A 20,205-nucleotide genomic window follows, 5' to 3' on the forward strand; every position below is an offset into this window, starting at 1 on the left:
TCTAATATCTAAAATCTAAATTCAGAAATCCAAAAATGGGTATTGTCTTAAACCAGTCTTTTAAAAACACTATAATAACCTACATCGGCTTTGGAATTGGAGCCATTAATACACTTTATTTATATCCTGTTTTTTTAGGTGCCACTTTTTATGGTTTAACTAATTATATTACCTCTGCAGCAAATGTGATTATGCCTTTATTTGCGATTGGAATGCAGAACACTTTGGTTAAATTTTATTCACAATACCAAACAGACGAGGAAAAATCCCGTTTTTTATCCTTTACAGTTTTATTCCCGCTGCTTTTAATAATCCCGCTTTTACTAATTGGTCTTGTTTTTTATGATGAGATTATATTCTTTGTGTCAAAAAAGAATGCGATTGTAAAAAGTTATATCTGGTTAATTCCATTTATAGGATTATGCATGGCCTATTTTGAAATTTTTTATGCCTGGCTTCGTGTAAATATGCATTCCGTTTTTGGAAATTTTGTTAAGGAAGTCGGGTTACGATTATTTTCATTATTCCTGTTAATAGGTGTTTACTTCAACTGGCTTAGCGTAGAAGGTTTTGTATATGCAACCGCGATTTTATATTTTTTGGCGTTCTTGATAACCATGTTGTATGCCTTTAGTATTCAGAAACCAACTTTTCAGTTTACTATACCAACCAATACAAAAGATATATTAGTTTATACTTTTTATATTATTTTATCTGGAAGTGTTGCCAATTTGCTTTTGGACGGCGATAAAATGATACTAAACCAATATATGCAGATTGAAAATATTGCCTTCTATTCTGTGGCAACTTATATTGCTTTGGTAATTTCTGTTCCAAGTCGAGCCATGCATCAAATTGTGTATCCAATTACAGCAAAATTAATGCACGAGAATAAACACGATGAGCTGAATCAGCTTTACAAAAAAACCTCTATAAACCTGCAGATAGTGGGTGGTTTTGTAATGCTTTGCATATTTGTAAATATTAATCAGTTGTATGAGTTGGTTCCAAAAGAGTACAGCGGCGGAATTGAAGTTGTATTTATGATTGGTTTATCTAAATACTTCGATTTAATTTTAGGAAACAATAATGCTATCATTTTTAATACTAAATATTACAGAATGGTATTGTATTTAGGATTAATGCTGGTTGTGCTGACTGTGGTTTTAAACATGATCTTTATTCCAATTTTCGGAATATTCGGATCAGCTTTCGCGACTTTATTGTCCATCACTTTATACAGTTTGGCAAAACTTCTTTTTGTGGTTAAAAAGCTTAATTTATATCCGTTTACCAAAGAAACGATCTCCTCGATGCTGTTAACATTTGTATTGTTTTTGGTATTTTACTTTTGGGAGTTTCCGTTTTTTCAGCTTATCAGCATTGCTTTAAAATCAATATTGGTAACTATTGTATATGTGTATTTAAATTACAGATTTAATATTTCTCCGGATATTAATAAAGTAATAGACATGATGCTGAGAAAAATAGGAATTAAAATTTAGTACGATTTTATTTAGAAACAGCGAAGTAATTTATTTTCGAATCTATTTTGTTTTTATATTTGTTAGGAAGTATCACTAACTTAATATAAACGAATATGAGAAATAAATTACTTTGTTTTGTAGTGCTTTTTGTTATTTCATTTTATTCCGTTTCGTTTGCTCAAAATACTAGTCAGGATACTTTAAGTAAAACAGAAGTTAAGCCAAAACTAAAAGGCTATCCCGTTGCGCCATTTAAGGATACACTGTTTCATGTTTATAACAAAGTAGGTTCTTTTTCTGCCGAAAACAGGGCACACGCAATTACAGAAAAAATCAGGAAATTGTATGAAGATTCTTTTTTTGAAAAAGATTCTCTACAGGTTGTTCCTTCTGAAATTTCTCAAGACATCATCTACAAGAATGATTTTATAATTATGTCTATTCTTGAGGCCGATGCAAAAGCAGAAAATCAAACCACAGCCTTTATTGCAAAAAGAAATTTAAACCTGATAAAACGAGCTGTAATTTATCAAAATGAAAATTATTCAATGCTTCCCAAAAGACTGGGTTATACAGCTTTGCTAATTTTAATTATCGGTCTTGTTTTATATCTTGCCGGGAAGATTTTTAACCGTATTAAGTGGTATATTTTAAAAAACAGCGATCGATATTTTAAAGGTTTTAGTTATAATAACATAAAAATTTTATCACCCCAAAAACAGCAGTCACTATTAATGCGATTGTATAGTTTTATAAAAGGTATTACACTGATTTTAATTGTTTATCTTTCGTTACCTGCCCTGTTTAGTATTTTTCCGGCTACAGAGGCTTATACGACAACTTTACTGCATTGGATTCTTTCGCCGGCAAAACTGGCGGTAATGGGGTTTGTTCATTTTCTGCCAAGTTTGGTTACTATAATTGTAATCATCTTCATTTTTAAGTATACTATAAAAGTGATCAGGTTCTTTTTTGATGAAATAAAAAAAGAGAATATTAAAATTGATGGTTTTTATAGTGATTGGGCAATGCCAACATTTAATATTATTAGACTTTCTGTTTTTGGCTTTTATGGTGGTTGTAATATTTCCGTATCTGCCAGGTTCAGATTCTCCTATTTTTAAAGGAGTTTCAGTATTTGTAGGGATCTTATTTTCATTAGGCTCATCAAATGCTATTGCCAATATGGTCGCAGGATTAGTCATTACATATATGCGTCCGTTTAAGATTGGAGATTTTATAAAAATTGGCGATGTAAGCGGAGAAGTAATAGAAAAAACAGCTTTGGTAACCCGAATTAGAACTCCTAAATTTGAAGATATTACCATTCCAAATTCGACAGTTTTATCCAGTACTTCAACAAATTATTCTTCGAATACAAAAAATGCCAATAATGGCTTATTGATTCATACCACTGTTACCATTGGTTATGATGTGCCTTGGGCATCTATTTACGAAGCCTTGATCGAGGCGGCCCTAAAAACAGAGCTGATTGAAAAAACGCCGGCTCCTTTTGTTTTGCAGACCAGCTTAGATGATTTTTATGTTTCGTACCAAATTAATGTTTATACAAAGCATCCAACCAGGCAGCCTTTAATTTATTCGTCCCTGCATCAAAATATTCAGGATTCATTTAATGCGGCTGGCATCGAGATCATGTCGCCTCATTACAGCGCACTTCGAGATGGAAATACTACCACCATTCCTGAGAATTATTTAAAAAAGGATTATGAAGCACCATTTTTTAATATTAAGAACAAAAGCTAGCTAATTTTTGTAAGAAATTGAAAATGTGAAGATAATCTTAATTTTTTTTGCTCATTTCTTTGAAATTCAATTTATTAAAATTAATTTTATGTTTCGTTTTAATATAGAATCCAGTCTAAATAAGCAAAAAATATCTTTCAAAATACAATAAAAAGAGATTTGTAAGTGTTTAACAGATAGGGTACTTAATTATAAACCATTGAAATTTAAAGTTAGTATCACGTGAAGACAAACCCAAACAAATGATTATGAAAGGCAGTAAGCTAAGTCAGGAACAAAGTGTACAGGTGTTTTCCAATATGATATCAAACAAAGTTCATAACGGATTTACATTAGAAGAAAGAAATGATGAATTACTTTTTGCAGTTCTTTCTAAAGGCGGAAAAGTAGTTAACCACAGTTTAAATTTCATTATTTTTTGTTTAACCCTCGGATTATGGTCATTTGCTTGGCTCTATCTTACATTCGAGGCTTCTAAGCAAAAAAAGGTATTAGTTGCCATCGACGAGGATGGTTTTCCTTTTGAAGAAAAATGTTTAGTTGCTTAGCAGCTTAAATCGCAAAATTAAAAAATTCCAAATTCCAAATATGATTCATTAAGTCATTGGAATTTGGAATTTTTATTTATTGCCGGACTAAGCTTAGAATAAAAAACTTAGAACCTTGGTATCTCAGGGCTTTTTTTATAATTTATCTTTTAAATAAACCCCTGTAACCGATTCTTTAACCTTAACAATATCTTCAGGTGTTCCGGCTGCTAATAAGTGTCCGCCGTTTTCACCACCTTCCGGACCCAGATCTATAATCCAGTCGGCACATTTTATTAAGTCAAGATTATGTTCAATAACGATTATCGAATGTCCTTTTTCGATCAAAGCATCAAACGAAGCTAATAATTTTTTGATGTCATGAAAATGCAGACCAGTTGTAGGTTCATCAAAAACAAATAAAGCTTTGTCTTTTGTAGCTCCTTTTACTAAAAATGAAGCTAGTTTTATACGTTGTGCTTCACCTCCTGAAAGAGTCGAAGAAGATTGTCCTAACTGAACATATCCTAAACCAACATCTTGTAAAGGCTGTAATTTCTGTGTGATTTTTGCCTGCTTGTTTTTTTCGAAGAAAGCAATGGCATCGTCAATGGTCATGGTAAGGATATCATTGATATTCTGATCGTCAAAAGTTACTTCCAGAATCTCTTTTTTAAATCGTTTACCTCCACAGGTTTCGCAAGGGAGAGAAACATCGGCCATAAAAACCATTTCAACGTTTATAGAGCCTTCTCCTTTACAAGTTTCGCATCGGCCTCCATCAACATTAAAAGAAAAATGTTTGGCCTGATAGCCTCTTATTTTGGATAATTTTTCTTTTGCATACAAATCACGAATATCATCATACGCTTTGATGTAGGTAACAGGATTTGATCGCGAACTTCTCCCAATTGGGTTTTGATCTACATATTCGATATGTTTAATCTGCGAAAATGACCCTGATATTTCACTGAATTGGCCTGCTTTTTCGGCGGCATTTTCCAGTTTTTTCTGCATGGCAGGAAACAAGATTTTCTTAATCAAGGTACTTTTTCCGCTTCCTGAAACTCCGGTTACTACCGTTAAAATGTCAAGAGGAAAAGTAACATTAATATTTTTTAAGTTGTTTTCTCTTGCACCAATAATATCAATATGATTTTTGAATTTTCGTCTTTTCTTTGGAACCGAAATCTCCAGATCGCCATTTAAGTATTTAGAAGTAAGTGAATCTGATTTTAAAATCTCCTGATACGTTCCCTGTGCCACAAGGTTTCCTCCAAAAGTTCCTGCTTCCGGACCAATATCAATAATCATATCGGCCGCTTTCATGATATCTTCGTCGTGTTCTACCACAATTACGGTATTTCCTAAATCACGAAGCGAAAGCAATACTTTTATCAAGCGTTCAGAATCTTTTGGATGGAGTCCAATACTTGGCTCATCCAAAATATACATCGAACCAACTAAGCTGCTTCCCAGAGAAGCCGCCAGGTTTATACGCTGCGATTCTCCTCCTGAAAGAGTAGAAGAATTTCGGTTTAAGGTTAAATAATCCAAACCAACTTCGGTTAAAAAGGATAAGCGATTATTTATTTCGACCATTAAACGTTTTGCAATCTGCTGTTCGTATGGGTTTAATTCCAGATTCTTGAAAAAGGTAACCAAATGTTTAATAGGAAGATCGACTAAATCTGAAACCGTTTTACCGCCAATTTTTACATACGAAGCTTCTTCGCGTAAACGTTTTCCGCGGCAAGCGTGGCATTTTGTTTTACCTCGGTAGCGCGAAAGCATGACACGGTTTTGTATTTTATAATTTTTCTCTTCTAATTCTCTAAAGAAATCATTAAGCCCCTGAAAATATTGATTTCCTCTCCAAATCAATTCTTTTTGATCGTCTGAAAGCTCAAAATAGGGTTTGTGAATAGGGAAATCAAATTTATAAGCATGTTTTACCAATTCATCTTTATACCAGCTCATGCTGTCGCCGCGCCAGGGATAAATGGCACTTTCAAAAACAGATAAAGAGGTGTTTGGTACAACGAGATCAGCATCAATTCCAATAATGTTTCCGTAACCTTCGCAAACCGGACAAGCCCCGTATGGATTATTAAAACTAAATAGGTGAACGTTTGGCTCTAAAAACGTTATGCCATCTAATTCAAAATTATTGGAATACGAAAATCTTTTATTCGAACCCACTTCCTGAAGGTAACAAATTCCTTTTCCCTCAAAGAAAGCAGTTTGTACGGCATCTGAAAGTCGATTGTAGAATTCTTCTTCATCCTTAACAATAATTCTGTCAATGATTAATAAGATGTCTTTGTTGTCTAATTTATGTATTTCTGTTGGAGTAAATTCATCTAAACGAACCATTTCATTATCAACTAAAATACGGGCAAAACCTTGTTGTAAAAGCACTTTAAGTTTGTCTTCAAGCTGACGTCCCTGTTCTAAATGAATAGGAGCAAGCAATAACCATTTGCTGTCAATTTCGAGTGTTTTTACATCAGAAACGACATCTGTAACGGTATTTTTTTTGACTTCCTGTCCTGAAACCGGAGAATATGTTCGTCCTATTCTGGCAAACAAAAGTTTAATATAATCGTAGATTTCTGTTGAAGTTCCAACGGTTGAACGGGCATTAGTGGTGTTTACTTTTTGCTCAATTGCAATAGCTGGTGCAATACCTTTGATATATTCAACTTTTGGTTTGTCTAAACGCCCCAAAAACTGACGTGCGTATGAAGATAAACTCTCTACATAACGACGTTGTCCTTCGGCATACAAAGTGTCAAAAGCCAAACTCGATTTTCCTGATCCTGAAAGTCCTGTAATTACTACAAGTTTGTTTCTCGGAATGGCCACATCTACATTTTTTAAATTATGTACCTGGGCACCTTTTATTATAATATTTTGCTTTGGGTCTAGTGTAGAAAGATCAATTTGCATAAAAAAAGTCAATTTCTACAAAAGTAATCAATTTTGAACAGAGTTTTGTTAAGGATATTGTTCCAAATCTTAACAGAATTACCATGTTGATTTTTTGATATTCAATAACAAAGAGATGAAATAAAACACAATTTATTTAGAACATTGCCCGCGGTTTCAACCGCTGAGACACTATTATACCCCTATATTCTGTGAAATCTTTTTTTATTAAAAAAGTATTGTTTCAACTGTAAAATGTCCTATTTTAGGACTGTTTTAGTACTATTTTAATATCCTGACCAAATTTTGAAAACTAAACTATCTATCTTACTATTTTTTATGAATTTCCTGTTGTTCTCGCAGGAATTCCCGCCAATTGTAAAATATTCTCCTTCGGTTTATGGCGCCGGAAATCAGAGCTGGATGATTTCACAGGACCATAATAATTATTTGTATTTTGCCAATAACGATGGGCTCTTAGAATATAACGGAACCAGCTGGCAGTTGTATCCGGGACCAAATGAAACGATTCTTCGTTCTGTTAAAGTAATTGGAAACAAAATCTATACGGGCAGTTATATGAATTTTGGTTACTGGACCAGGCAGGCAGATGGTAAATTGAAATATACGTCGCTGAGCGATACTATAAAAAATAAGATTTTAGATGATGAGCAGTTTTGGAATATTCTAAAATACGATCATTGGATTTTGTTTCAGTCTTTAAATAGAATTTATATCTACGACACCAAAACAAAACAGTTTAAAATAATTGCTCCTCAAAATGGGGTTGTAAAGTCGTTTGCAGCAAAGAATGCCATTTATTTTCAAACCATAAAAGAAGGGCTTTTTGAGATTGAAAGCGGTCAGGCAAAATTGGTTTCAGATCATCCCACTCTTAAGAAATTTACGATTGCCAACATTTTTACTACAGATGAAGGTTTGCTGATTCAAACACAGTTAGATGGAATTTATAAACTTGTTGGAAATGTATTAACACCCATTTCTACAGATGTTGATGCCGAATTAAAATCGAGTTTCGTATACAGCAGCCAGCGTCTTCAGGATGGGAGTTTTGCTTTGGGAACTGTTTCGAACGGAATTTTTATTTTGTCTGAAAATGGAAAACTGAAATACCATCTTACACAAAGCAAAGGATTAAGCAATAATACAGCTTTGTCTCTTTTTGAAGATAAAGATCAAAATTTATGGACGGGGCTTGATAATGGCATCAACTGTATCAATATTCAGTCGCCTGTGCATAGTTTTACAGATGATTCGGGAGTTTTGGGAACGGTCTATGCATCGGCGATTCATAACGGGATGCTGTACATTGGAACCAATCAGGGATTGTTTTGTAAGCCCAATCAAAGCAGTTCGGAATTTAAATTCATAAACGGAACAAAGGGACAGGTTTGGTCTTTGTTTGTATACGAGAACACGCTTTTTTGCGGACATGATTCGGGAACATTTGTGGTTGCTGGTGATACGGCCAAAAGTATATTTTCGGCTTCCGGAACCTGGAAATTTGAAACGGTTCCGGGCAATAAAAACCAGCTCCTTCAGGGGAATTATTATGGTATTTCGGTTTTAGAAAAAATAAACAATCAGTGGGTTTTCAAAAATAAAATTCAGGGTTTTGATTATTCGTCCCGTTATTTTGAAATTGGAGATCATTTTGATGTTTATGTCAGCCATGAATACAAAGGAATATTTAGGTTAAAGCTTGATAAAACACTGCTGAAAACCCAGGGTTTTTATACCTACAAATATCCTGATAAAGGAAAATATGCGAGTTTGACCAAGTTTAATAATTCCATTTATTATGCTTTTAAAGGAGGTATATTTAAACTGAATTATCAAACAAAACAATTCGAAAAAGACAATCTGTTAAGTTCTATTTTTGAAAAAGACGAATATACTTCGGGGAAATTAATCGTCGACAATTCGAGTAAGATCTGGCTTTTCTCTAAAAATTACATTCATTACTTCTCCGCCAGTAAATTGAGTAATCAATTAAAAGAAAATATAATCCCGATTCCTTCATCCTTAACCAATTCGATGCTGGGTTACGAGAATATCACCCAAATTTCGAAATCCACTTATTTAATAGGAACAACAGATGGATATTATACACTTAATATAGATGATTTGACATTTAAAAACTACAATGTTTTTATCACGGATATTACTATAAACAAACAAAACGAAACGTTTAAGAATGTCGGGATTTGGAATGAAGGAAGTTTTAAATCGAATGAAAATAACATTACGCTCAATTATACGGTTCCGGAGTACAACAAATACATTAATGCTGAATATCAATACTTACTGGATGGTTTTCAGGATGAATGGAGCGAATGGAGTACAAAAGCCACGGTAAATTTTAAAAATCTGCCTCCGGGAAAATACACCTTTAAGGTTAGGGCAAAATATGCAAATACGATTTTACAAAATACCGCTTCTTATACCTTTGTAGTTTTAAAACCCTGGTATTTGACCAATCTGGCTTATTTTATTTATTTCCTTCTAATCCTTACGATGGCTTATTTTGTAAACAAAGCATATCGAAATTTTTATCAAAAGCAGAAAGAGAAATTAATAGAAGAGAATAATCTTTTACTGGAGATTAAAGAATTAGAAAATGAGCAGCAATTAATGAAACTGCGAAACGAGCAGCTTTCGCAGGATGTAGATAACAAAAATCGAGAATTGGCAGTTTCGACTATGAGTTTAAATAGTAAAAACGAATTGCTGGCGTTTATAAAAGAAGATTTGAAAAAAACAGCTCAAAATGACAGTTCAAATATCAAATCTGTAATTAGCACCATTAACAAAAATATCACTGAGGAAGATTCGTGGAAAGTATTCAAGGAAGCATTTGACAGTGCCGATAAAGATTTCCTAAAAAGGATCAAGCAAATGCATCCTGCACTAACACCAAATGATCTAAGGCTGTGCGCTTATCTGCGATTGAATCTTTCATCTAAAGAAATCGCCCCTATGTTTAATATTTCGGTTCGAAGTGTTGAAATAAAAAGATACCGTTTGCGTAAAAAAATGGATTTACAGCACGAAAACGGTTTAGTGGAATATATTCTGTCTGTATAGTAGAGTAAAAATCGGTATCAAAAAACTATACATTACCACAACATTATGGTTTTGTTGGGAGTTTAGCTGTCAAATGTTAAAGAAATTAACATTCGTAAATTATAGTCATTTGGCGGTCTATTTTGTGATATAATGATTTTACAATAGTTTTTTTTGTGATGTATGTTTTTTGTTGAGGTTAATTTTGTCGTTTTCATAAAGGGAACAAATAAATTTAGCTTTCAATAAAAACTAACTAATTATGAAATCTAAATTATTACTAACAGTACTATTGCTGTTTACATCTTTTGCGTTCTCGCAGAACTTAGATGTTTCAGGAACAGTATTAGATGCGTCTGGTTTATCATTGCCAGGTGTAAATGTAAAAGTTAAAAATTCGTCTAAGAGTACAACCACAGACTTCGACGGATCTTTTAAACTAACAGATGTTCCAAAAGGAACTCCAATTGTTTTCAGTTATATAGGTTACAGAACGCAGGAAGTTGCTGTAACGGGAACTAAAATGACTGTAAAAATGAGCGACGATGCTAAATCATTAGACGAAGTCGTAGTTATTGGTTACGGAAGCCAAAAGAAAAGAGAAGTTACAGGAGCTGTAGCTGTTTTAGACAGTAAAACAATCGATATCTTGAAACCAGCAAGAATCGAGCAGGCTTTACAAGGAACTATTTCGGGAGTTAATGTAACAACACAATCAGGAGCGCCGGGTGCACCGCTTGATATTCGTATACGTGGTATAGCCACAAATGGTGAAAACAGGCCAACAGTTATGATTGATGGTTATGTGGGAGATTTGGGAATCCTGAATCCAAATGATATTGAAACTATTACAGTTTTAAAAGATGCCCAGGCCGCTATTTACGGAACTATTGGAGCAAACGGTATTATTTTGGTAACGACTAAAATGGGTAAGAAGAATTCTAAAACCAGAGTTTCCTTTAATAGTTATACTGGTTTTCAACAAACCTCAAGAAAACTGCCAACTTTAAACGCTACAGAATATGCCTTACTTTTAAATGAAAGTTATGCAAATGGAGGTAAAGCACTTCCTTATCCAAATGTAAACACGCTGGGAAAAGGAACAGATTGGCAGGATGAAGTTTTTCAGAACGCTCCCATTATTAATAACGATATAACTATTTCCGGCGGATCTGATAAAATTACATATTCTATTAGTGGTTCTCATTTAGATCAGGAAGGTATTGTAGGCGGAGATAAATCCGGCTTTTTAAGAAATACTGCCAGAATTGGTCTTGGAGCAGATTTGAGCGATAAAATCAAATTAAAAACCAATGTTATTTATACCTATTTTACAAGAAATACATTAAATGAAAATGGATTAGGGTCGGTTCTTTTTAATGCCTTAAACGTTCCCGCAACATTAAGCCCGTACGATGCAAATGGCGATTATACTTTAGTGCCGAGTACAACAGGTTTAGGAACTGAAATAATTAATCCGCTGGCACAAATTGCGAATACGTACAACGATTATAACTATAAGAAAATAAACGGAAACTTTGGTTTGGATTATAAAATCTTCAAAGGATTTACCTTATCAGGGTCTATAGGTTTTAATACTTCAAACAGTGAATCAAAAACGTTTAATAAACTTATTAGTTATGGAGGAAAAGTTTTTGACGTACAAAGAAGCTCTGTAACACAAGGAGCTGTAAACGACAACAATTACTCGTTTGACCTTTTTGCAACTTACAATACAAAAATTGCTGAAAGTCATAACCTGACAGGAACCTTAGGAACAACCATTTTTAAAGAGTGGGGTAATGGTTTGACTGCCACTGGTTTTGATGTGCCAAATAATCTTTGGGAAAATGCGGATATCTCCTTAACAAAAGGAACATCAGAAACCCTTACAAACAGCTCTTATGTTTACGATCAAAGAAGGCTTTCTTATTTTGGAAGACTACAATACGATTATAAAGGTAAATATTTGCTTTCTGCAATGCTAAGACGTGATTCTTCAACAAAATTTGGTCCGGGCAATAAAGTGGGGTACTTTCCTTCTTTTACCGCAGGATGGGTGATTTCTGATGAGAGTTTCTTTGGTCAGCCTAAATTTATAAACTTCTTAAAACTTAGAGCTAGTTACGGAACTTTAGGAAATGACCAGATTCCGAATTTTGGTTATCTGGGATTATTAAATGGAGAAGCAACTTACGTTTTTAATGGAACATTAGTTAACGGAACTGCAAACGGGCAGGTGCCAAATCCTGATTTAAAATGGGAAGAAGCTCAAAAAGTAGATGTTGGTCTAGACCTAAAAATATTAAATGACAAAATATTTATAGTAGCCGATTATTTTATTGATACCAGAAAAGATTTATTGATACCAAATATTCCGGTTTCAGGTATTAATGGTACGGGCGCGCCAGGTGCAAGTGCTCCAACTTTAAATGCAGGAACAGTTAAAAACTCTGGTTTTGAATTTTCGATAGACTACAAAGAAAAATTATCTGATGCTTTTTCTTTCAGCGTAGGTTACAATGTTACTTTCCTGAATAATAAAGTCACAGAAGTAAACAATGGAACAGGATTTATCGAAGGTGGTGCTTTTGGTGTAGGACAACCGGCACCTTCAAGAATGGAAATTGGTAAACCAATGGGATATTTCTACGGATATAAAACAGATGGTATTTTCCAAAATCAGGCAGAAATTGACGCACATCCATCTCAGGTGGCCTTAGGAGCAGTTGCTTCACCGGGAGATATTCGTTATGTTGATTTAAATGGAGATGGTGTAATTGATACTAAAGATAAAACCAATATTGGAGATCCAATTCCGGATGCCACAATGGGGTTCAATATACAATTAAACTACAAAGCACTTGACTTTGCTTTATTTACATTTGCTTCAGTAGGAAACGATATGGTGCGTAATTACGAAAGAACACTTTCTGATGCCAATCGTATCAATTATGTTTTAGACAGATGGACAGGACCTGGTACAAGTAATTCTACTCCAAGAGTAACAACAGGAGCGACATCAAACAATGTTTTTTCAGATTATTTTGTAGAAGATGCTTCGTATTTAAGAATTCAAAATGTACAGCTTGGTTATACTCTTAATCCTGCCATATCTCAAAAAGCGGGAGTTTCTAAATTAAGACTTTATGCTGGAGTAAATAACCTTTACACATTTACAAAATATAAAGGTTTTGATCCGGGAGCTTCTTTTGGACCAACAAATAGAGATAATACTTCACAGTCTCCTATTGGAGCCGGAATCGATTATGGTTTCTATCCAATCCCAAGAACTTATTTATTGGGCTTAAACATTAATTTTTAATTTCAATTAAAATGAAAAAGTATTTAATTATTTCCACTATAACACTGGTTTTGTTCTCGACCGTACTAACTTCTTGTTCGGATGAGTTTGTAGATCCAAAACCTGAATATTCTATCGACTCTGAGAATTATTTTAATTCTAAAGAAGAATATGACAACGCATTGATTGCTGCTTACGATTTACTTCAATCTACTTATGTAAATGTTTTATTAGGAGAAATAGCTTCGGATAATACGCTTTGTGGAGGAGAAAGTCCAACAGACGTTATTGGTTTTCAGCAGATAGACGATATGATTCATACACCCACAAACAGCAATTTAAGAGACATCTGGAACTGGATGTTTGCCGGTGTACAAAGAGCTAACTATATCCTTGAATTTAAGGATAAAACAGATTTTACAGGCAAAACTCAGATAATTGCAGAAGCACGTTTTTTAAGAGCATATTATCAATTTGAATTAGTAAAATGGTTTGGCGGCATCCCGATGAAAGGCGATGCGAGATTTAAAATTGGAGATGAAAAGATAATTCCGCGTTCATCAGTTGAGGAAGTATATGCTTCCATTGAAGCCGATTTGATTTTTGCATCTGCTAATTTGTCTCCAAATGCGGCACAGCAGGGACGTATAACTAAAGGTGCTGCTCAGGCATTACTTGGAAAAGCTTATTTATATCAAAATAAATTTTCTCAGGCAGCTGCAACACTCGATGCCGTTATTACTTCAGGAAAATACTCATTAGTAACAGATTATAACTCAATTTTTGAAGCAGCTGGAGAAAATGGTCCGGAATCTGTTTTTGAAGTTCAATACACAGATGTCGAAGGAGCGGGATTTGGCTGTCTGCAATGCAGCGAAGGAAACGTAGCAGTTGGTTTTAGCGGTGTACGTAATTATTCAGGACCTTTATTTTCTTCAGGATTTAGCTTTAATATTCCAACGGCCGAATCTGCAAATGCTTTTCAAAGTGGTGATAAACGTAAAGATGTGGCAATTCTTGATATTGCGGCCTGGGCTGCAGCTAATTCTTCTTACGATAATGGTAACGGGGTGAGCTTTGGGAAAGGAAATGAAGATACAGGTTTCTTTAATAGAAAATATCTGCCAAGAAAAAGAAGTAAAGATGCGGCAGGAGATTTGAATCTTACAAATCCAAATAACTATAGAGCGATTCGCTATGCAGATGTATTGTTAATGGCTGCGGAAGCTTATAATAGAGGAGGAATCGACGACGGAAAAGCAAGAACCTATCTTAATTTGGTAAGGAAACGTGCTTTTGGCGATGACAATCATAATGTTTCGACTTCGGGAGCTGCTTTAACAGATAATATTTTAGCAGAAAGAAGATTAGAGCTTTTTGGCGAAGGACATCGTTTCTTTGATTTAGTAAGAACTGAAAAAGCGGCTGGAACAATACCGGGCTTTAAAGCAGATAAAAACGAATTATTTCCACTTCCTATTGAAGAAATTCAGTTTGCAAACGGAAACTGGGCACAAAATCCTGGATATTAAAAAACATCAATTATGAAAAAAATACATTTTATTATAAATCTTTTCGTTTTAGCCATTTTGATAGGCTGTGCAAACGATGACTTAGATATTGATCTGGACGGAATTCCTGTTCCGACAAATATTTCGGCTTTGGCAACGGTGACGCAAGACAATACCGGAAAAGTTACTTTTCTGCCAAAAGGTGAAGGAGCAACACAGTATAAAATTAATTTTGGGGATGGAAGCCTGGAATCAGATTATATAGGAGTGGGAGCAACGGTATCTCATGTTTATAAAGAAGGAGTTTACAAATCTAAAATTATTGCAGTTGGACTTAACGGAAAAACAACAGAAGTTGAGAAAGAAGTAATAGTATCATTTAGAGCTCCGGAAAATTTAGTAGTAGAAGTTACCAATGACTTATCTGTTTCAAAAAAGGTAAATGTTAAAGCCACTGCTGACTTTGCTCTTTTCTATGATGTTTATTTTGGAGAACCAGGAAAACCGGATCCGGTTTCGGCTAATAATGGAGAAACAGCTTCTTATACTTATAAAGAAGCGGGTGTTTATACCATTAAAGTTGTAGCTAAAAGTGCAGCGGTTAAAACAACCGAATATACTGTAGAAGTAACAGCTAAATTAGTGCTTAACCCAACAACATCGGCACCAACACCTCCAAGCAGACAAGCCGGAGATGTAATTTCTATTTACAGTTCTAAATATACAGATATAGCCGGAACTAACTTTAACCCAAATTGGGGACAAGCAGGCACTTTTGCTGAATTTGACCTGAATGGAGATAAAATGCTTAACTACATCAAATTAAGCTATCAGGGAATTGCATTGGCAGACAATGTGACAATTGACGTTTCGGGCATGGAATATTTACACATGGATGTCTGGACAGCAGATTTAGAAAAACTTGAAACTTCTTTAATCAAACCGGGACCAGATGAAAGAGCCGTAACAAAAGATCTTACAGCCAATCAATGGACAAGTTTAGATATTCCAATTTCAGCATTTACCAGCCAGGGATTAACAGTAAATGATATCTTCCAGCTAAAACTTGTTGCAAAACCAAACGCTGGCGGAACAATTTATGTTGATAATATTTATTTCTATAAAGCAGCCGGTGAATCAATATCATTGCCAATTGATTTTGAATCTACGAGCTTAACTTACGCTTGGGGCGGATTTGGTAATGTAGATGCCGCTGTAGTAACAAATCCTAATAAAACGGGATTAAATGTTTCTAATAAAGTAGTTAAAGTTGATAAAAAGAGCGGAGCAGAAACCTGGGGAGGAGCAAGTTTAAACCTTGAAAACCCATTTGATGCCGCAAAAGGAACTAAAGTAAAAGTTGCAGTTTGGTCGCCAAAAGCCGGAGCAGTTATATTATACAAAATGGAACTTTCTACTTCGCCTAAAGATGCAAATGGAAATCCAAGTGTAAATGTAGAGGTTGAGGTTAAAACAACAGTGGCAAACGCATGGGAAGTTTTAACATTCGACCTTACAAGTGTACCAGCTTTTGGCAGCACGATTAAATACGACAGAGTAATTTTGTTTCCGGACTTTGGAAAAACAGGAGCAGGAGAAACGTATTATTTTGATGATATAAAACAATCCAATTAAAACAAGAAATCATGAGCAAAAAATTAATTATAAAGATAGTATCCTTATTTACGATTCTCTTGATGACGGGTTGTCAGAAAGACGATTTTACATTTGGGTCAATAAATGCACCAACAAATCTAAAGGTAACTTATGAAATTGTGGGTAAAACAGCCGATGCTCCTTATGGAGACGGATCCGGAATAGTGAAATTTGCAGCAACAGCAGACAAAGCCATTTCGTTTAAATATGTATATAGCGACGGAACTTCTGATAATGCTCCAAACGGAAAAATCTCTAAAAGATTTACCAAAACCGGAGTTAATACCTATACTGTAACTGTAGTCGCTACAGGAACAGGAGGAACAGCAACCAATACAACAGTTGATGTAGAAGTACAAAGTGATTTCAGCGACGACGAAGCGGTACAATTGCTTTCGGGCGGTTCTTCTAAAAAATGGTATTGGGCGGCATCAGAGCCAGGTCATCTTGGTGTAGGTCAGAACGATGGCGATGAAGAGAAAAACTACTTCCCTAATTACTATAGCGCCGGAGCATTTGAAAAAGCAGCTTCTCCAAACAGCAGTTGTTTATACGAGAATGTATTGACTTTCTCAATTGACGGAGAGCAACTTAAATTTCAGTTAGATAATGGCGGTGCGACTTTCTTCAACAAAGATTTTGGAAGCGTTGCAGGAGCCACTTTATCTGAAGATATGTGTGTGGCTTATAATGCAGGTGGTGTAAAAAATGTATCATTAAGCCCATCAGAATCAGTTATAATGGGGAATCCTAAACATGCAGAGCAGACTAGAGGAACTACAATGAACTTCTCTGACAATGGATTTATGGGCTACTATATTGGTCAAAGTTCTTATGAGATTTTATCACTTACGCCTAACCGTATGGTAGTTAGAGCTGTAATGGGAGGTAATCCGGCATTGGCTTGGTATCATACTTTTACAACGACACCTCCAAATCAAAACCCAACAACAGATTATACCAATCTGGTTTGGGAAGAAAATTTTAATACAGATGGGGCACCAGATCCTGCAAAATGGTCTTATGATTTAGGAAGAGGACCAAATAATGACGGCTGGGGAAATAATGAAAAGCAAAATTATACCAATGCAGCTTCAAACATAAAAGTGCAGGGAGGAAACTTAATCATAACAGCAAAAAAAGAAGCTTCTGGCGGTATGGATTATTCTTCTGCCCGAATCAAAACAGATGCTAAATTCAAATTTACCTATGGAAAAGTTGAGGTACGTGCAAAACTGCCAATTGGTGGTGGTACGTGGCCTGCAATCTGGATGCTGGGGCAAAATTATGCCACAAAAACATGGCCTGCCTGCGGAGAAATTGATATAATGGAACACGTTGGAAACAGTCAAAACCTGATTCACGGAACATTGCATTATCCAGGACATTCTGGCGGAAATGCCAATTCAGGTTCTAAAACAATTCCTAATGTTTCTACAGAATTTCATATTTATAAAACAATCTGGAGTCCGTCATCTATAGCAATTTATGTTGATGATACCTTGATACACACCGTACCAAACGATGCGACTTTACCTTTTAACAGCGACTTTTTCTTAATTTTAAATGTAGCAATGGGAGGTAATTTTGGAGGCATTATTGATGGTGCTTTTTCACAATCTTCAATGGAGATTGATTACGTTAAAGTATATCAATAATAATAAGTTAATTAATTAGTAATTATGAGAAGGTCAGTTTCGGCTGGCCTTCTTAATTTTGTAATCTTAAAGAAGTAATATGAATAAAGTAGTTTTACTATTGTTGGTCTGCAGTTTTTCATACGCGCAGGAAGTAAAAAGAAAATTGGTCTGGGAAGAAAATTTCAACAAGAAGAATATAAATGAAAAAGACTGGAATTTCGAACTTGGAGACGGCTGTCCTAATCTTTGCGGTTACGGCAATAACGAACGACAAATTTATACCAAAACCAATCATGAAATTAAAGACGGAAATTTAATAATCGAAGCCAGAAAAGAAGGAAATAAATATACATCTACAAAAATTACAACAAAAGGGAAAAAAGAGTTTAAATACGGTAGAATCGAAGCCAGAGCAAAATTGCCAATTGGACACGGTTTATGGCCGGCTTTCTGGATGCTGGGTGCAAATATTGATGAGGTCAAATGGCCGAAAACCGGTGAAATTGATATTTTAGAATACATTGGCAGAGACCCCCACATGGTTTATACAACCCTTCACACGCAGGACAGTCATGGAAATACCATAAATACGAAAAGAACAGAATTTCCAAATATTGAAGAAGGTTATCATACGTATGCTATCGAATGGGACAAAGACAAAATTGATTTTTATGTCGATACGACTTTGGTTTATACATTTAATCCATCAGTAAAAAACGAAGACATCTGGCCTTTTGATAAACCATTTTATATTATTGTAAATTTGGCCATTGGAGGTAATTTTGGAGGCCCTGAAGTAGACGATTCCGTTTTACCGCAAAAATATTACGTCGATTACGTTCGCGTTTATCAATAAAATGACATCGCTTAAAATTTTAAGAATTAAAACAGTTGTAAATGGCTTAAATGTTTAATTGTAAGTTGTTTACATCTGTTTTTTAGATATGTATCCAATGCCGAAAAATCCCCTTTTTTTAACGATTTTTAGCAAAATGAAACTTTGCAGTAAAAAACTTAACGATTTAATGTTAATTATTATTGCATTTGTTTGCTTTTTAAAATAATAATTTGTTAAATTTGGTCACAATATTAACATAACTCAAAATAAAGATCTGCCTATAAAATAAAATTACTTTTTAGAAATTACTCCAAATTATTAAAACTAAAAAAGTAGTATTATGGCTGATCTGCATATTCCAGACGCTCTATTAGTAAAAAATTATGTTGAAGGCAACGAAACTGCCCTGGCAACATTAATTAAAAGGCACGAATCTAAAATATACGGATTTATATATTCTAAGATTGCTGATAGAGATATTTCAAATGATATTTTTCAAGATACTTTTATTAAAGTAATCAAAACTTTAAAAAGTAATTCCTATAACGAAGAAGGTAAATTTCTTCCATGGGTTATGCGTATTTCACACAATTTAATTGTGGATCACTTTCGCAAAACCAAAAAAATGCCAATGTATAGAGAAACCGAAGAGTTTTCAATCTTCTCCATCATGTCTGACGATTCGTTAAACATCGAAAGCAGAATGATTGTAGACCAGGTTGAGGTAGACTTAAAAAGGCTGATTGAAGAACTTCCGGATGATCAAAAAGAAGTCCTTGTAATGAGAATGTATCAGGATATGAGTTTTAAAGAAATCTCAGAATTAACAGATGTCAGCATCAATACTGCATTAGGAAGAATGCGTTATGCATTGATGAATTTGAGAAAAATTATCGACAAACATCAAATTATTTTGACCAACTAATACTAATTTGAATATTAGCCCGTTATACTAGTATAAAACATTTTCATAGTATGGCGAAAATTTACTCAAAAAAAGCATTAGCTTCTAAAGATTTAAAACCTAAAAAAGAAGTCGTTTCCTTTTTACTAAGTTACTCACAAGCTCTAAAAGTTGTGAAAATTGAAGATAAAAGTTTTGAAATCATAGCTAATTAGACAGCCCGCTGCTTTGGTCGGATGTTTATTTCGAAAGAAAAACCAAATGGTCGTTTTGGTTGAAAGCTCACTATTTGTATGAAAATACAAGTAGTGAGTTTTTTTATGCATTTTAGTAACTTTTTTTTCCATTACAAGTATAAATTTTTTTCTCTGGTAAAATTTTATAAGTTTTTTATGCTGCTTTTTCTGTGTTTTGTTAAAATTTAATATTTTGACTCAATTTTGTATGATTATTTAATTTTTAATTTTATTTTAGTTAAAAAGTAATTTTTTATTTAGTAAAAACGCTTTTGTATAGTGTTTTTCATATTAATAATAATTACTCTTTTGCATTT

General features: G+C 34.2%; 13 protein-coding genes. 12 read left to right on the forward strand and 1 reads right to left on the reverse strand.

Features of this window, described 5'->3' with window-relative positions:
- Window positions 1-35 precede the first annotated feature (35 nt).
- The 4 genes from BKM63_RS13130 (at window position 36) to BKM63_RS13140 (ending at window position 3,802) form a co-directional block, all read left to right on the forward strand.
- Window positions 36-1,505 carry a polysaccharide biosynthesis C-terminal domain-containing protein gene (locus BKM63_RS13130; RefSeq protein ID WP_071637026.1) on the forward strand — a complete coding sequence of 490 codons (1,470 nt, stop codon included), beginning with the start codon at window positions 36-38 and terminating at the stop codon, window positions 1,503-1,505.
- 95 nt (window positions 1,506-1,600) lie between these two features.
- Complete coding sequence (locus BKM63_RS23910) at window positions 1,601-2,611, forward strand: hypothetical protein (RefSeq protein ID WP_242661143.1); 1,011 nt, start codon at window positions 1,601-1,603, stop codon at window positions 2,609-2,611.
- Entirely contained in the window at window positions 2,559-3,254 is a 696-nt protein-coding gene (locus BKM63_RS23915) for a mechanosensitive ion channel family protein (RefSeq protein ID WP_242661153.1), read from the forward strand. Before BKM63_RS23910 ends, BKM63_RS23915 begins: the two co-directional genes overlap by 53 nt.
- Before the next feature lie 248 nt (window positions 3,255-3,502).
- Complete coding sequence (locus tag BKM63_RS13140) at window positions 3,503-3,802, forward strand: hypothetical protein (RefSeq protein WP_071637364.1); 300 nt, start codon at window positions 3,503-3,505, stop codon at window positions 3,800-3,802.
- A 135-nt stretch (window positions 3,803-3,937) separates the two neighbouring features.
- Here BKM63_RS13140 and uvrA read toward each other — a convergent pair whose 3' ends face one another.
- Window positions 3,938-6,733 carry an excinuclease ABC subunit UvrA gene (uvrA, locus tag BKM63_RS13145; protein WP_071637027.1) on the reverse strand — a complete coding sequence of 932 codons (2,796 nt, stop codon included), beginning with the start codon at window positions 6,731-6,733 and terminating at the stop codon, window positions 3,938-3,940.
- A 285-nt stretch (window positions 6,734-7,018) separates the two neighbouring features.
- On the opposite strand from uvrA, the gene BKM63_RS13150 reads away from it, so the two are divergent.
- The 8 genes from BKM63_RS13150 (at window position 7,019) to BKM63_RS23640 (ending at window position 19,867) form a co-directional block, all read left to right on the forward strand.
- The gene (locus tag BKM63_RS13150; protein ID WP_347511957.1) at window positions 7,019-9,820 is read left to right on the forward strand and encodes a triple tyrosine motif-containing protein; all 2,802 of its coding nucleotides are present in this window, start codon (window positions 7,019-7,021) and stop codon (window positions 9,818-9,820) included.
- A gap of 241 nt (window positions 9,821-10,061) precedes the next feature.
- Window positions 10,062-13,124: a SusC/RagA family TonB-linked outer membrane protein gene (locus tag BKM63_RS13155; RefSeq protein WP_071637029.1), complete on the forward strand. Its 3,063-nt coding sequence runs from the start codon at window positions 10,062-10,064 to the stop codon at window positions 13,122-13,124.
- Window positions 13,125-13,135: 11 nt separating this feature from the next.
- Window positions 13,136-14,635: a RagB/SusD family nutrient uptake outer membrane protein gene (locus BKM63_RS13160; protein ID WP_071637030.1), complete on the forward strand. Its 1,500-nt coding sequence runs from the start codon at window positions 13,136-13,138 to the stop codon at window positions 14,633-14,635.
- A gap of 12 nt (window positions 14,636-14,647) precedes the next feature.
- Window positions 14,648-16,249: a PKD domain-containing protein gene (locus tag BKM63_RS13165; protein WP_071637031.1), complete on the forward strand. Its 1,602-nt coding sequence runs from the start codon at window positions 14,648-14,650 to the stop codon at window positions 16,247-16,249.
- 11 nt (window positions 16,250-16,260) lie between these two features.
- Window positions 16,261-17,928, forward strand: a complete 1,668-nt coding sequence (locus BKM63_RS13170; protein WP_071637032.1) for a glycoside hydrolase family 16 protein — start codon at window positions 16,261-16,263, stop codon at window positions 17,926-17,928.
- 79 nt (window positions 17,929-18,007) lie between these two features.
- Window positions 18,008-18,766, forward strand: coding sequence for a glycoside hydrolase family 16 protein (locus BKM63_RS13175; RefSeq protein ID WP_071637033.1), 759 nt, complete (start codon window positions 18,008-18,010; stop codon window positions 18,764-18,766).
- Between the two features lie 322 nt (window positions 18,767-19,088).
- Window positions 19,089-19,673 (forward strand): RNA polymerase sigma factor, encoded by a 585-nt coding sequence (locus tag BKM63_RS13180; protein ID WP_071637034.1) that lies wholly within the window; start codon window positions 19,089-19,091, stop codon window positions 19,671-19,673.
- Between the two features lie 50 nt (window positions 19,674-19,723).
- Window positions 19,724-19,867, forward strand: coding sequence for a hypothetical protein (locus BKM63_RS23640; protein WP_165608771.1), 144 nt, complete (start codon window positions 19,724-19,726; stop codon window positions 19,865-19,867).
- The last annotated feature ends 338 nt before the right edge of the window (window positions 19,868-20,205 follow it).

The sequence above is a fragment of the Flavobacterium johnsoniae genome, from assembly GCF_001879205.1.
GTDB classification, from domain to species: Bacteria; Bacteroidota; Bacteroidia; order Flavobacteriales; family Flavobacteriaceae; genus Flavobacterium; species Flavobacterium johnsoniae_A.